This window comes from Lewinella sp. JB7, from assembly GCF_024297185.1.
In the GTDB taxonomy this organism is placed as follows: domain Bacteria; phylum Bacteroidota; class Bacteroidia; order Chitinophagales; family Saprospiraceae; genus Neolewinella.
Map to the genome: position 1 here is coordinate 112,385 of NZ_JANCTD010000006.1, position 13,441 is coordinate 125,825.

At 59.9% G+C, this 13,441-nt stretch carries 14 protein-coding genes; 2 read left to right on the plus strand and 12 right to left on the minus strand.

The genetic code is table 11. The features are described 5' to 3' along the window. Positions 1 to 52: 52 nt before the first annotated feature. The 11 genes from NMA52_RS12105 to NMA52_RS12155 form a co-directional block, all read right to left on the minus strand. On the minus strand, positions 53 to 1,717 hold the full coding sequence (locus NMA52_RS12105; RefSeq protein ID WP_254827934.1) for a GldM family protein: 1,665 nt from the start codon (positions 1,715 to 1,717) through the stop codon (positions 53 to 55). Positions 1,718 to 1,784: 67 nt separating this feature from the next. Continuing rightward, a complete protein-coding gene (locus NMA52_RS12110) occupies positions 1,785 to 2,393 on the minus strand; it encodes a gliding motility protein GldL (RefSeq protein WP_254827935.1) in 609 nt (202 codons plus the stop codon). Positions 2,394 to 2,551: 158 nt separating this feature from the next. Continuing rightward, entirely contained in the window at positions 2,552 to 3,043 is a 492-nt protein-coding gene (locus NMA52_RS12115) for a peptide-methionine (S)-S-oxide reductase (protein WP_254827936.1), read from the minus strand. Between the two features lie 34 nt (positions 3,044 to 3,077). Next, positions 3,078 to 3,821 (minus strand): hypothetical protein, encoded by a 744-nt coding sequence (locus tag NMA52_RS12120; RefSeq protein ID WP_254827937.1) that lies wholly within the window; start codon positions 3,819 to 3,821, stop codon positions 3,078 to 3,080. A 108-nt stretch (positions 3,822 to 3,929) separates the two neighbouring features. Next, positions 3,930 to 4,436, minus strand: coding sequence for a pyridoxamine 5'-phosphate oxidase family protein (locus tag NMA52_RS12125; protein WP_254827938.1), 507 nt, complete (start codon positions 4,434 to 4,436; stop codon positions 3,930 to 3,932). 121 nt (positions 4,437 to 4,557) lie between these two features. Then, a complete protein-coding gene (locus tag NMA52_RS12130; protein ID WP_254827939.1) occupies positions 4,558 to 5,517 on the minus strand; it encodes a DUF3089 domain-containing protein in 960 nt (319 codons plus the stop codon). Between the two features lie 212 nt (positions 5,518 to 5,729). Continuing rightward, the gene (kynU, locus tag NMA52_RS12135) at positions 5,730 to 6,953 is read right to left on the minus strand and encodes a kynureninase (protein WP_254827940.1); all 1,224 of its coding nucleotides are present in this window, start codon (positions 6,951 to 6,953) and stop codon (positions 5,730 to 5,732) included. Between the two features lie 2 nt (positions 6,954 to 6,955). Further along, positions 6,956 to 8,194, minus strand: coding sequence for an NAD(P)/FAD-dependent oxidoreductase (locus NMA52_RS12140; protein ID WP_254827941.1), 1,239 nt, complete (start codon positions 8,192 to 8,194; stop codon positions 6,956 to 6,958). Between the two features lie 51 nt (positions 8,195 to 8,245). Next, complete coding sequence (locus tag NMA52_RS12145) at positions 8,246 to 9,016, minus strand: glycosyltransferase family 2 protein (RefSeq protein ID WP_254827942.1); 771 nt, start codon at positions 9,014 to 9,016, stop codon at positions 8,246 to 8,248. Then, positions 9,016 to 9,807: a 3'(2'),5'-bisphosphate nucleotidase CysQ gene (gene cysQ, locus NMA52_RS12150; RefSeq protein ID WP_254827943.1), complete on the minus strand. Its 792-nt coding sequence runs from the start codon at positions 9,805 to 9,807 to the stop codon at positions 9,016 to 9,018. Before cysQ ends, NMA52_RS12145 begins: the two co-directional genes overlap by 1 nt. Before the next feature lie 23 nt (positions 9,808 to 9,830). Continuing rightward, positions 9,831 to 10,670 carry an alpha/beta hydrolase-fold protein gene (locus tag NMA52_RS12155; protein ID WP_254827944.1) on the minus strand — a complete coding sequence of 280 codons (840 nt, stop codon included), beginning with the start codon at positions 10,668 to 10,670 and terminating at the stop codon, positions 9,831 to 9,833. Between the two features lie 60 nt (positions 10,671 to 10,730). Between NMA52_RS12155 and NMA52_RS12160 the strand changes: the two genes are divergently transcribed. Further along, a complete protein-coding gene (locus tag NMA52_RS12160) occupies positions 10,731 to 11,432 on the plus strand; it encodes an alpha/beta hydrolase-fold protein (protein ID WP_254827945.1) in 702 nt (233 codons plus the stop codon). On the opposite strand, the gene NMA52_RS12165 is transcribed toward NMA52_RS12160, so the two are convergent. Next, on the minus strand, positions 11,429 to 12,211 hold the full coding sequence (locus NMA52_RS12165; protein ID WP_254827946.1) for an SAM-dependent chlorinase/fluorinase: 783 nt from the start codon (positions 12,209 to 12,211) through the stop codon (positions 11,429 to 11,431). The two genes, NMA52_RS12160 and NMA52_RS12165, sit on opposite strands and share 4 nt — an antisense overlap. Positions 12,212 to 12,355: 144 nt before the next feature. Between NMA52_RS12165 and NMA52_RS12170 the strand changes: the two genes are divergently transcribed. Next, positions 12,356 to 13,405, plus strand: a complete 1,050-nt coding sequence (locus tag NMA52_RS12170) for a hypothetical protein (protein ID WP_254827947.1) — start codon at positions 12,356 to 12,358, stop codon at positions 13,403 to 13,405. Positions 13,406 to 13,441: the final 36 nt, after the last annotated feature.

Here is a 13,441-nt window from a genome sequence, read left to right on the forward strand (position 1 = left end):
CGGAAACTACGCAAGGCCCGTGATTGTTGGTCGGCCGGCCGCCAACGATCGGTTAGCGAATCGTGAAGGACATGGTACCCAGATCCCGCGCGGCGGCGTCTCCGGGGCACTTGGCCTTGATATTCTTGAAGGTATAGTTGTCGCCAGGCTTGGCACGACCGACGAGGGCGGCGGCCTGTCCACTGAATCCGCTACCGGCATTGGTCGCTACCAGGGCGTCCTCCCGGGCGGGAATGTAGAGGATGTTGAATCCGGCGATGTTACAGCGGGCGTCAAAGTCGAAGTTCTTCAGTTCGGCGAAGACTCCCTTCTGAGCGCGGAAGGTCGAGTTGGCAATGTCGCCCCCCTGCTGTCCGCCCATAGTCGGAACGGGATCGGGGATGGGCTTCACGCGGAAGGGGAAGGTACCGAGGGTCTGGCCATTGGCCGTTACGGTTACGTTGGTCGTACCGTTTCCGGTTGGGCGCACGCCCTTGACCACGTAGCTGTTACCCGATCCGGTACCGGTAATGGCGTCGCCGAAGCTGACGCGTACGTCGTTCGAGGCGACCCCGGCCGCGGCAACGGTGAGGGGGTTATCGACGCCCATGTAGAAGACGTTCATCTTGTCGGCGGAGACAGCCACCGAGCGGGTACCGATCTCGTAAGTAAAGGTGCCGTTCTCGCGGGTGACCTCCCCGGTGAGGGGGTTGGTGACCGCGACACTGGTTTGGATGGTCTTAGGTCCGGGCGATCCGCTGGCCGTCAGGCTGAAATCGGCCGTACCGTCGGGCTTAATGTTGAGGCGCTGTCCGTTCACCCGCAGGTCGATGTTCTCGGGCTGGAGCGAAGAAGAGTAGCTACCTACGGATACTACGGCGTTGAGTCGCTCGCCACCGATGACGTAGCTCTTGTCGGCCTGGAAGACGGGGAAGAACTTATCGAAGACGATCTGCTTACCGCCGGCCATCTGCACGATGTCGTTCACGAGATTGGCTTCGGATACCTTGAGGTCGGACTGGATCTGCGACATCAGCGGCAGTACGGCAGCGAGGGGCATGTGACCGAACTTGTAGTCGGCCCAGCTTACTTTCTTATTGTTGGACGTACGCCAGGCTTCGTCATCAACCTTGAAGGGCATATTTACCGCGACGCTCTGAATACGGCTCTGGATCTCCTGTTGGTTAAGGTCGAGCGCTTCGCCGTGTTCGGTGAGCAGGTTGGAGTAAATATCGATCAGGCGCTGGCGGGTATCCATAATGCGCTGTTTCAGGCGCTCGCCCTCACCCTTGCCTTCACCGATGTCTCCCTTAGGGCCCTGTACGAGGAGACGGGTGGTGACGTCCTTATTCTTTTTGCCCTTCGGGGCCACGACGCCGTGGCTTTCGGCGTAGTCACCGTCGTTCACTTCTCCGTCGTTGTTGCCGGACACGTCGATCAAGGTGTCACGCAATCCGTTGACGTAGCTATTGAAAGATTGCACCTCCTGACGGATCGAGGTGATGGCGGGCTGCAGGACGCGAAACTTCGCCTTCGACTTGTCTTCCAGCAGGTCGTTGAGGCTGGTGACGGTTTCGTTGATCTGCTCGTCGACGGTGGCGATACTGTTTTGGTTGCCCTTATCGAGGGTCTGGAAGGCATCCATCACCTCAGCGGAGACGTTGAGGGCCAGCAGTGCCATCAATACCAAGTACATGATATTGATCATCAACTGCCGGGGTTCCTTTGGAATTGACATATTTACGTTGTTTGGGTCGCCGCGCGGGAGCGGCGGCCGTGGGGGGTGTTAGTTGTTGGGAGAAAGGCTATGCAGTGGGGGCACGCATGGCGCTGATCATATTCCCGTACACGTTGTTGAGGGTGGTCAGGTTGCCGTTGAGCTGCTGCATGTTCTTCTTGTACACCTTGGTCTCGTCGGTGGTAGCGGCCAGGTCGGCCATGGCTTCGTTGAGCTTAGCGTAGAAGTTACCCATCTGTTTGATCTGGGCGGAGGTACCGCTGAAGTCGGCCTCCTGCAGTGCTTTAAGGCTGCTCATGCTCTTAGACATGGTCTGCAGTTCGACCAGCATACCGCCGAGTTGCTCTTCCACGACTTCGCCGTTGAGGGCGGCCACCTGGGGAGCGGCGCCGACCGTACCGGTCGTAAGGGGAGCGACGTCACCGTCGTATTTGGTGAGGCCGGGATAGAGTTTGTCCCAGTAGTAATCGGGCTCGGGGCCGAGGATACCAATGAGAAGGAAGAGGAAGGCTTCGACACCCAGACCGATCGTCAGCAGATCGAAAGTGACGCCACCGATCGTCGGCATTTCCCACGATTGGATTTTGTAGAGCGCACCCAGCATAACAACGGCCGCACCGACGCCGATGATGAAGTTCTTGGCGTACTTAAAGGCGGGTGATTTAGTAATGGCCATAAGAGAGGAATGATTTGTAAGACGTGTGTTGGAGAGCGGCGCAATGGACTATGTACGCACCGATTTGAATAACGCGGTTTTAACAGTACCAGCCTAAGCCTTATTGCTTAGACGGACCGAAAATGTGTATTTAGCCCCGCCGGCGACCGGCTGACGTGTCACCCACCCAACAGCTCCGGGTATTGTTCCCGCAGATGATTCAGTTTGGGTACGATGTACCGGCGGCAGAAGGGGCGTTCCGGATCGCTCCGAAAATAGTCCCGGTGCTCCGGCAGGGAGGGCTTAAAACTTTTGAACGGCAGCACCATCGTGCGCAGCGTTCGATCCGTTTGCCCGGCTACGGCCGCCAGGAGCTGGCGGTAGTGGTCGGCTTCGCGGGCCCGAAAGTAGTAAACGGCCGACCGATACTTCCCGCGGAAAGCGTGATCCGACCAGGCGGCGTGCGTCTCCAGATGAACCGTGATCAACTTACCGGCGGTAATGCGGCCGGGATCGAAGTGGACGATCACCGCCTCGGACGGCGTATCGTAAGGTGAACGCGAAGCGATCCACCCCTGTTCCACCCGCACGACGCCGCGCAGGGACACGAAGACACCCTCCGTACACCAGTGGCAGCCACCCCCTAAACCGATCCGTTCAAGTGAAGACACTCCCGTAAACACTCCGGGCGGTCGAACGGATTAGTCAGGCAACTTCCTTTTTTTGGCTACGGTAGATTAATTGTTGACCGGTTCGCCGCACGGAGGCGGGAGATCGTTCGAAGATCGTCGCTAATCGCTCGCTGTCGTTGGTGTAGCACATCGCTTCGATGAGCAGGGCCTTTTCTTCCCGCGTCCAGGGCTCGAACGCCCGGGCAACGGTTGCGCGCGCACGGGCCATGTAGGCCGGTAGGCGGTCGGTAGGCTTACGCATTCCCAGGGCCGCAATTTCCCGGCGAAGCTCCTCTGCTTTGTCACTGGATAGTTTGTCGAAAGCGTCGGTAGTGAAGAAGTCGATCTCCCGCCAACCTTCACTCGCTCCTGCTCCTCCGGTCTTTGCCGAGGCGGACTTTGTGCTGAGTGGCGGGTGGGTACCCAATATCTCCTCCAGCGCTCGCCGGCTTAGCACTCCGCGGTAGCGTCGGTAAGCCGGTAGACCCCGCAAGCGCGGATCGGCAATGCTGCGGCTTCCGGTAAATATCCGGGCCAGTTGTTGTACGGTAGGCGCGTAATCCATCGTCCGTAAAGCATCGCACAATTCCTCTACTTCCCGGGCACTCGGAGCGTGGGGAGTTGGGGCGTGATCGCTTACCGTTCGGATTAGATCGTCCAGACCGGAGCGAATGACCGAATCATGAAGACAAGAATCGGTGGGTACGGGTGTGCCGGTGAGCGGATCCGAACCGCCGTGGAGGGATCGTAAAAGTTTAAGCAGCGCATCGGTAGTCATGGGATAGCGGTTTCGTAAAGCATTTGATTGCTCCACAAAGCACCGGCTCCCCCGACACGTTAATCGCCAATTAAACGTGTACTTGCGCGTATATTCGTTTACGGACGGCTATACACTGATCTTTCCGCTTACTCCGTCGTCCATGGTTTTACCGGACACCACGGAGGCAGCCATTTTAGCGAAGGCAACGACCTTACCGTGTTGGGTATCCCAGTAATACCCTTCCTTGGGTTTGAAGTGAATGAGGCTCAGGTTAGGATCGGACGGCCCCTCCTGGAACCATGTTTTCACCATGGGGCTCCACAGTTCCTTTGCTTTATCGAGGTTATACACTACCCTGGCCTCTCCGTAAAGGCTCAGATATTCCTGGTCGCTGGTACTGCTGTAGATCAGTTGGGCTTCGGGATCACGCTGCAGATCGGCGTTGCGGTCGCTGTCCTTGGCGCTGAAGAACCAGATGGAACCATCGTCTTCCACTTGTTGGGTAGACATCGGCGTGGTACTGAAGGGACGTGCGCCCAGATTGGTGCAGAACATGGTGATGTCCTCGTCCGTCGCGATTTTCTTGATCTTCTCGATGGCCTCCCGGCTGAACAGGTTTTCGGTCTTTCCCATTGGTTTTTTCTTGTACCAACGTACCCTTACGCACCGCTGTTCGGCGGTCGGTTTTAACCAGTGATTCGGAAAGCTGACCACGCGCAGGTGAGGTGAATGCGCAAGGGATGTATACCTAATCCTACTGCTTCCGTAGAAAACTTTGCACCCGCGACCGCGCATTCCGCCGCACGTTCATCCAGAAAAAATTGTAGTCGGCGACGTGGAAGTTTTGGGAACGGAAGAAGATGTCGCCGAAAAACCGGGGCTTGTTGGTGTACAGGAAGGCTCCGCGGATTTCCGCTCCGACCAGTCCGGGTACGGGGCCGGCGTCGTAGTTGTAGAGCACTCCACCGAGGTTGAGCGAGTCCGGAGCCCGTCCGGGATCAGTCGTCCAAGTTAACGGGTTCACCACGGCGACGGATGGATCATCGCGGCCGGGGTCGGGGGTATAGTCGTCGCGGAAGGTGCGCCAACTGACGAAACAGCCGGTTCGTCGGGGATCGTTGCAGACGGGAATATCCGTAAATGCCGTTTTTTCAATCGGCATGCCGACGAGGTAAGCCGCTACCAGTTGCCGGCGGAGTGGCTTGCCGACGAAGCGTTCCTTCAGTAAGCGCTCTGCGTGAAGGGTGCCCTGGCTGTGGGCGGCAATAATGATCGGTCTGCCGTGATTATAGTAATTCAGGTAGTGGTCGAAGGACGCGCGCACGTCCGTATAGGCGGTGTCTAGTGCCCGATCCTTCACCGATGCCCCGCTTGCGTAAAACACTTCCAGGTGTGCCTGTCGGTAGCGGGGTGCGTACACTTTGCCCGCAGCGTTGAAGATGCTGGCCTGATTTAGGATAGTCGATCGGTCGACGGCGCCATTGAGGTCCGCGTCCCGCACGTCGGCATTCCAGAGACGGTTAGTTCCGCGCGTCTTGGTATAGATCGTGGGGTGGATGAAGAATACGTCGGCCGGAGCGGCATGCTGGCGGTCTTGAATTGAATCCGTCGGCGTGCGATCGGCGTAATCATCCGTAGTCGGCAGGGCGGCCCAGTGGGCGGCAAGGGTGTAATCGGGGGGTGGGGGAACGGAAAAGCGGCCGTCTTGCGGCATACGGGGGGACGACGCACAGGCGACAATGAAGAAAGCCGATAGACAAAGGAATGCGTAACGGATCGTTACTGGCTTACCCGCATGTCTCCGGAAAGGTAGACGCCAATAAGCGCCACGATGGCAAGGATGAGAATAGTCATTTGATTGTTGGGCTAATTGTTGGTACAACCCCAAAAAATTCGGATAAGTTCTCATTTCCCGCCGCTTTGTGTTTACAGCACCTGCCGCAGCCGTTCGGGTACGGCGCGAACCTCCTCGGGGGTATTGTACAGCGGGGCGGGAGCCAACCGCAAAACTCCGCCCCCACTCCCGTCGTAGTTATCCTGACGGTAATCGACAATCAGTCCGGCTTCCGACAACTGCCGCTCAAGTTCGGGGCGGTGACCGGGAACGTATACCGACAACTGTGCGCCCCGCTGTGCGGGATCGTCGCTGGTGAGGATCCGCAGGTCGGGCAGTTGCTGTAGCTCCTCGTACAGGCTTGCCGTAAGCTCCATACTGCGCTGCCGGATCGCGGTCATGCCCCCGGCTTCGGCGAAGAGGGGCAGGGTTGCCAGGAGGGGGGCTAGGCCCAGTACGGGGACGGTTGAAACCTGCCAACCGGCAGCGCCCCGTTCGGGGATGAACTCGGCCTTCATGGCGAAACGATCGCTCTCCCGGTGACCCCACCAACCGGCAAAGCGCGGCAGATCGGGACGGTCGGCGTGATCCTGGTGTACGAAAATGCCTCCTGGGGCCCCGGGTCCGCCGTTGAGGTATTTATAGTTGCACCACACGGCGAAGTCGACCCGCCACTCGTGCAGCGACAGGGGAACGTTGCCGGCGGCGTGGGCGAGATCGAAACCCACGACGGCCCCTACCCTCCGGCCGGCCGCGGCAATGGATGCCAGCGCGAAGAACTGGCCGGTATAGTACTGAACGCCCGTCCAGAGTACCAGTGCGAGTTCGTCCCCGACGGCTTCGATCGCCGCGACGATGTCGTCCGTTGCGATCATCGTCTCCCCCACCCGGGGTTTTACTTCGATGAGGTGGTCGGCCGGATCGAGGCCGTGAAATTTCAGTTGGCTCGCTATGGCGTGCTGGTCGCTGGGGAAGGCCCCGCTTTCCATGATGATCTTGGTCCTCCGCCCCGCCGGCCGGAAAAAGGATATCATCAGCAAGTGGAGGTTGACCGTCAGGGCATTAGCGGCTACGACCTCTTCGGGCTGGGCTCCGACGATGGCCGCCAGCCCGTCCTGCAGTCGCCGGTGGTAGCCGAGCCAGCCGCCGTCGGGGCCGCCCCACCACCCTTCGACGCCCCGTTCCCGCCAGCTGCCCAACTCCTGGTGGAGTTGGTCGTCGACGGCCCGGGCCTGTAATCCGAGGCTGTTGCCACAGAAGTAAATGAGGGGTTTACCGTCGGGGCCGGTGGGGAGGTGGAAGTGGTCACGGAACATGGTCAGGTACGAAGCGCTCCCTCCGCGGCCAGTCGCCCGCTGCGCATGGCGGCGTCTAGGGAGCCGTTGAGTTGTTGGTCGCCGGCCAGGAATACCCGGTCGATCAGTCGACTGTGCGTCGGATCATAGGAAAAGGCAACACTGTCAAGCTGGGGCAGCGCGTGTTTGACGTCGTAACGGCGGAGGAAACTCAGGGCATCATTGGGCAGTCTACTGTGGCGTAGGAGGTCCTGTTCCGCCTGGGCGAGGCTGTCGCCATCGCGGCTTTCCTTCAGGGTCACGCTGATCAGGGAGCCGCCCTGCTTGCGGAGTTTATAGGTGGGGGCTACCTCATCGAGCACGGAGAAGGTATTGATGGTGCTGGTGGGGTCGGCTACCAAATTGATCAGGCGGTTCTCCTTCAGCCGGCGGGTGCTGTAGTAATAAAGATTGGTCGTCGACTTCCAGCGGGTGGGGTCTCCGGCCAGTTGGGGGAACAGGCGGTCGGGCGCGCAGGCTACGATCACGGCCCGGGCGGGGAGGGAAGTACCATCGTCGAGTTTTACCTCGTTGTCGGCAACCGATACCACGCGAACGCCCGTCCGGATCTCGGTGCGCTCCAGTTTCGCGGCAAGCTGCTGCGCTACCGCCCCGATGCCCCGCGCCGGCAGCACGGCGCTGCCCTGGGCGAACATTTTCAGGATGAAGCGGAACATTGCCGCCGGCGTACGCAATTGCTGCTCCAGAAATATGCCGCCGAAGAAGGGCCGGAAGAAGCGTTCGACGATCTGCTCGCTGAACCCGAAATTCCAGAGGTAGTCGATCGTCGACTGGTCGCCGACGTGCTCAAAACATTCCTCCGGGCTCAGGCTCATCAGTCGAAAGCCGAGTTGCGCGAGTCGAACCTTGTCCTGCAGGGTGCCGACGGGCGACAGGGCCGACCGGAAAAGCTGGGCCGGTTCGCGCAGGGGGTCGGCGAAGCGAAAGTGTTGCTGACGCGTGTGAACGTGCCCTCCCGGCCGGAAGGCCTGCACGCCGAGGGCGTCGAGATCGAGGTAGCGCTTGACCTCGGGGTACTCCGTCAGTAGCACCTGAAACCCCCGGTCGAGTAAAAAGCCGTCCACCTCGTCGGTCCGCAGTCGTCCGCCGACGGCGTCGGCGGCTTCCAGTATCACGGGGGCGTGGCCGGCGGCTTCCAGGGTGATGGCGGCCACCAGGCCGGCCGCGCCTCCACCGACGATCAGGTACTTTGCTTCGTTCAAATCCGGGGTTTTGTCGGTGCAAAGATGATAAACAAAGGATTAGCGTACCAGTTATGACGCCGATTTCCGCCGGCTCGCCAGCAGGTAGGCATAGCGCAGAAAAACCCCGTACGCCAGTACGGTGCTGATGATGAGCCCCTCCCGCCCGTCGCGAAAGCCTCCCTGCAATAAGTAATGCTTGCAGAAGCGGTAGACGGGCTTTACCAGCAGATGAAATAGCCCTACGCGGGGGGTGCGGTCCGCGTGATCCCGGGCGCTCCAGCGGGCGTAGCGCCGGGTCTTATCGAGAAAGTGATCGAGATCCTTGAAGGTGTAGTGAAGTAGGCGACCCTGAAGTTTACCTACCCGCAGTCCGGCAAGCTCGATCTCTTCGTGTACCTGTTTACTATTGTAGCGGGCCCGGTCGCGGTGAAAGAACCGCACCACCTTATCGCCCGCCCACCCGCTGTGGTAGATGCGGCGTCCCATAAAGTGATTGTCGCGACCAATCCAGTAGGCATCCAGCAATTCCGGCGCGGTCAGCAGACGGTCAATTTCCTCGCGCAGGGCCGGGGTGACGATCTCATCGGCGTCGAGGAGTAGGATGTACTCGTGACGGGCCCGGGCGATGGCCCAGTTTTTCTGATCGGAGGGTCCGGCGTACGCGCGTTGTTCGAGCCGTACGCCGGGCGTGGCGGCTAATAGTTCCGCGGTACCGTCGGTACTGAAACTGTCAACGACCACCAGATCATCACTCCAGCCGGCCACGCTGTCGAGGGACCGGCGAATGATGTCGATTTCGTTGAAGGTGGTATAGATGATCGAGAGGGGCCGGGGGATCATCAGCAGCTCAACTGTCCCTCGCTCACGGCACCGTAGGCAACGAATTCGGGGTTGCGCAGGACTTCTTTATTATACACCAGCTCCTTGCCGGTGCCGTCGTCGACCAGGTGTCCGCCCGCCTCCAACAACACGGCGTGGGCCGCGGCGGTATCCCACTCCATGGTGGGGGCCAGGCGGGGGTACAGGTGGGCTTCGCCCCGGGCAAGTTCCAGGATCTTGAGGGAGCTTCCGCGACTTACGATTTCGGGTTCGTTCAATCCGTCCATGAAGGCCTGTGTCGCTTCATTGAGATGACTGCGGCTGGCCACGACGCGCAGTCCGGCATCCTGCAGGGTAAAGGAAGCGGCCCGCAGGCGTTCACCGTCCGCCCGCCAGGCGCCACGATTCTGGGCGGCGTAGTAGAGTTCGTCCGTGGCCGGGACGTAAACGGCTCCGAGTACCGGGCGACCGTTCTCGATCAGGGCCACGTTGACCGTGAACTCGCCGTTGCGCTTGATGAACTCCTTCGTACCGTCGAGGGGATCGACCAGCCAGAAGCGGGTGTACTGCCGCCGTTCGGCAAAGGGGATGTCCTTGCCTTCTTCCGATACGATGGGAGCCCTGAGCGTGAGTGCATTCAGGCCGGCGACGATTACGTCGTTAGCCGCTTTATCGGCTTTGGTAAGGGGGCTGTCGTCCGACTTGTGTTCCACGCCGAAGTCATCGGTGCCGTAGATTTCCATGATGGCCGCGCCGGCCCGGCGGGTGATCTCGCCTACTTCCTCGGCGACTTGCAGGTAGTCCGTTTCCATGCGGCAAAGGTACGCACGTGGGCTCACCCCCGTAGCGCCCACACCAGAAAGTCGCCGATCACCTTGCCCCAGGTCTCGGGTTCGTGCTTACCGCCGGCTACCTCCACGTAAGTCATATCGAGTTCGGGTTTTAGCCCTTTCTCCTGCAGGAGAGCCATGAGGTGTAGGGTATCGTCGATGGAATCGATCACGCCATTGTTGTTACGGTCGGAGGTTTCATCGTCGGTACCGGCCATGAACCAGAAGCGGTTGGTGATGGGCTTACGGGAGCGGCGGACGTAGTCGTGTACGATGCGGTTCGCGTCGGGTTTGGCGGGATCGAAGGGTTTGCCGCGGTACCAGAGCGACCCGCTGAACACACCGGCCGTGCGGAAGTGGCGGGGACGCCGCCAGGCGATATCGAAGGCGCTGAGCCCCCCCAGGCTGAAGCCGGCGATCGCGCGGCGGTCGGGACCGTGGAAGATATTGTAGCGATCTTCCAGCCAGGGCACCAGCTCCTTCACGATGAACTTTTCGTAGGCCGCCGCCTGCTCTCCCCTGCCCTGATCGTCCGTCTGGGAAGCGGTTCCATATTCTTTCAGCCGGTCGGCCGCATGAACCCCGATAACGAGGGCGGGGGGCAGTTCGCGCTGTTTGTACAGCTTGCGCAGTTTTTTGCGGAAGCCCATGCGGTCCAGATCCTGGCCGTCATTAACGATGACCAATGACAGCAGTCGCCAGGGGGGAACCGTAGGCCGGTATGCGTCGATTTGCACCGTTCGTCCCAGGTGTTCGCTCGCGATGGTGTACCTACGCCGGAGCACGCGCTTGCGCCGCGAGAGCATGCTGCCGATCAGCTGTTTGAAGAAAGATGCCGGATTCACGCCGTGAAGGTAGCGGTAATGTGGGGTTTACTACCTTGACGGGCCGCAACATCACGCTTCATGCAGGAAACTTTTACCGAATTCTACAGCCACCACCTGGGGCACCACGTCAATGTCCTCACCTTCGGCACCCGGGGCTATCCGGTGGTGGTCTTTCCCACTACGCTGGGCAGCTACTACGAAGCCAAGGACCGGGGCATGATCGAGTCCGTACGCTGGTTCGTAGAACGGGGCTTCATACAGGTGTTCTGCCCGGACAGCATCAACAACGCCAGTTGGTACGCCAACATTCACCCCCGCCACCGACTGGAACGGCACATACAGTACGATAAATTTCTGTACGACGAGTTTGTCCCGCAAATTCGGTACAACACGCCGGGGGGGCGCATCGCTTGTGCCGGCATCAGTTTCGGGGGGTTCAGTGCCACCAACTTCGCCTTCCGCCATCCGGAAGCCGTTAGTCATCTGTTCTGCCTGAGTGGCGCCTTCGACATCAAGCCCTTCCTGCACGGGTACTACGACGACAACGCCTACTTCAACAACCCCGTCGACTTCATCGGGGGCGCCAACGATCCCCACCTATGGGACATGAAGATCGTACTGGGCACCAGCAACTGGGACATATGCCTCGACGCCAACCTCAAGTTCAGCACCCAACTTCGCCGCCGGGGTATCGATCACTGGCTCGACGTGCGGGGCGACATCGAGCACGACTGGCCCCTCTGGCGGGATATGTTCCCGCACTACATCAGCCTCATCTAGGAGGTCAGAGAAAAGAACTCGATCTGCACCGTATCCTCCACGGCGATCCCGAGCAGTGGGGCGGCGCGACCGAGGTTGACCGCAATCTCCAGGAACCCGTCCGAGTCGAAGCGACAGAGGGGCTCGCCCTCGGGCACGTCGTGGTAGCGAAAGCTAAGCCCGTCGAGGGGGGTCATGCGCTTTACGAGCAGGTGGAAGCCGCGCCCCTCCCCTACTTCCTCGAAGAGGCTGCGGGTGATGTTGGTGGTCACGTTGTCGAAGCGATCGATGAAGACCACCGAGCCCCGGATGTAGTTGGGTCCGATTACCGGCTTAAAGGCCAGCCGCTCCGTATAGCGGGTGGCCGGCAGCCCGATTTCGTGAAAGGGCTTGCGGCGGGCCAGATGGCTGACGGCCCGGGCATACACGACGCTCAGGGGCGTATCGGCCTCATAGCCGTCCAAAACGTACGTTTGCTCGGGAACGCTTCCGAAAATGAGGGAGAAGATGCCGTTGTCCGGCCCGATGAAGTAGTGGCCCTCGTGGTAGGTTGCCAAAAACCGCCCGCGGGGTTGGTAATAGTCGTAAACGCTGAGCAGGTGAATAGTACCCCGGGGAAAGTGCATCCACACTTTCGTGAAAACGAAGGCGGCCCGTACAATATCGTAGGTCGGGATATCGTGACTGATGTCGACCATCTGCAGATCGGGCTGGCTGGAAAGAAGCTGTGCCTTTAGTCTGGGGAGGTGAAAATCCTCCCGTCCGAAATCGGTAGTAAGAGTAAGTAAGGGGGCGGCCACGACGGTACGGTTTGGGCCGACAAAGAAAGCCCAAGTTTAACAAACGAAGCCCGGGCCAACCCCTCCGCGGGGCGAACATTAACTACGTACAAGCCAGTTATACCTAGCACTTCACTCTCCCAAACCGCAACCCTAACAAGATACATGCGTAACCTCCCGGCCCTCTACCCGATCCTTTTGCTGCTGGTATTCTGCAGTGCTCCCGCGTCTGCGCAAATCGAACTCGAACAGGGCAATCTGGAGGTACTGACGGACGATCACCCCGTTTTTTCACGCCCCGGCGTCCGTTACCGCAGCCAGAGCCGGGGAGTAGCCATTCGCTACGAAACCCAGCCTACCTTTATGTGGGACGGGGGGCCGGGAATCCCGGGGGGGAACCAGAAGGTGACCCACCTGGAGCAATTCACCTTCAAATTCAAGGTGCCGCTGATGAATAAAGCGCGCACCAAGATCCTGCTCGGTTATGAGTGGGACACGGAAAAGTACTTTTTCAACGATCCCTACACCGGCTACGAGAACGAGCAAACCCTCTTTCAACTGCTGGACGAGCGCCGGCTCAAGGCCAATAAACTCTCGGCCTACTTTACCCACAGCTGGGACGATAGGTTCTACTCCTCCGGCCGCTTCCGGATGTCGCTCAACGGCGACTACCAGGGCCTGATCGACTTCGACGACATCTACCACACCTACAGTGCCGCGGCCGTGTACGGAAAAAAGGTGGACGAAGACACCGAATGGGCCGTCGGCATCACTTACAGCCAGAATAAGGCCCGCCGAATCGCCCTGCCCTTCTTCGTGTACAACCGCACCTTCAACGAGCACTGGGGCATACAGACTGCCCTGCCCGGCCAGGCTTACCTGCGCCGCAACGTCGGTGCCCGCCTCATCAACACCTTCCTGCTGGGCGCCACCTTCGACAGCAAATACTACGCCCTGAACACCGACAACCGGCCCGGCTTCGAGGACCTGGGGCAGTTCTTCCTGCGCAACAACGGCGTGCGCGCCATGCTGCAGTACGAGCACAATCTCTCGAAGTGGGTATGGACCTTCGCCCAGGGCGGTTACTACATTCCGGTCAATACCCGTTTCAATCCGGCGGAGGACGTCGATCTGGACATCCGAACGACGGTGGACGCCCGGCCCTTCTTCCGGGTGGGGGTATTTCTGGCTCCCCCGAAGGACCTGATTAAATAAAAAAGTCCCCACCGGCAGTGCACGGTGGGGACTCTC

Coding starts and splice junctions, on each gene's coding strand:
- kynU (WP_254827940.1), bottom strand. CDS start 6,953: ATGTTCCGTGACCACTTCCACCTCCCCACCGGCCCCGACGGTAAACCC.
- NMA52_RS12130 (WP_254827939.1), bottom strand. CDS start 5,517: ATGCCGCAAGACGGCCGCTTTTCCGTTCCCCCACCCCCCGATTACACC.
- NMA52_RS12105 (WP_254827934.1), bottom strand. CDS start 1,717: ATGTCAATTCCAAAGGAACCCCGGCAGTTGATGATCAATATCATGTAC.
- NMA52_RS12145 (WP_254827942.1), bottom strand. CDS start 9,016: ATGATCCCCCGGCCCCTCTCGATCATCTATACCACCTTCAACGAAATC.
- NMA52_RS12110 (WP_254827935.1), bottom strand. CDS start 2,393: ATGGCCATTACTAAATCACCCGCCTTTAAGTACGCCAAGAACTTCATC.
- NMA52_RS12160 (WP_254827945.1), top strand. CDS start 10,731: ATGCAGGAAACTTTTACCGAATTCTACAGCCACCACCTGGGGCACCAC.
- cysQ (WP_254827943.1), bottom strand. CDS start 9,807: ATGGAAACGGACTACCTGCAAGTCGCCGAGGAAGTAGGCGAGATCACC.
- NMA52_RS12170 (WP_254827947.1), top strand. CDS start 12,356: ATGCGTAACCTCCCGGCCCTCTACCCGATCCTTTTGCTGCTGGTATTC.
- NMA52_RS12120 (WP_254827937.1), bottom strand. CDS start 3,821: ATGACTACCGATGCGCTGCTTAAACTTTTACGATCCCTCCACGGCGGT.
- NMA52_RS12125 (WP_254827938.1), bottom strand. CDS start 4,436: ATGGGAAAGACCGAAAACCTGTTCAGCCGGGAGGCCATCGAGAAGATC.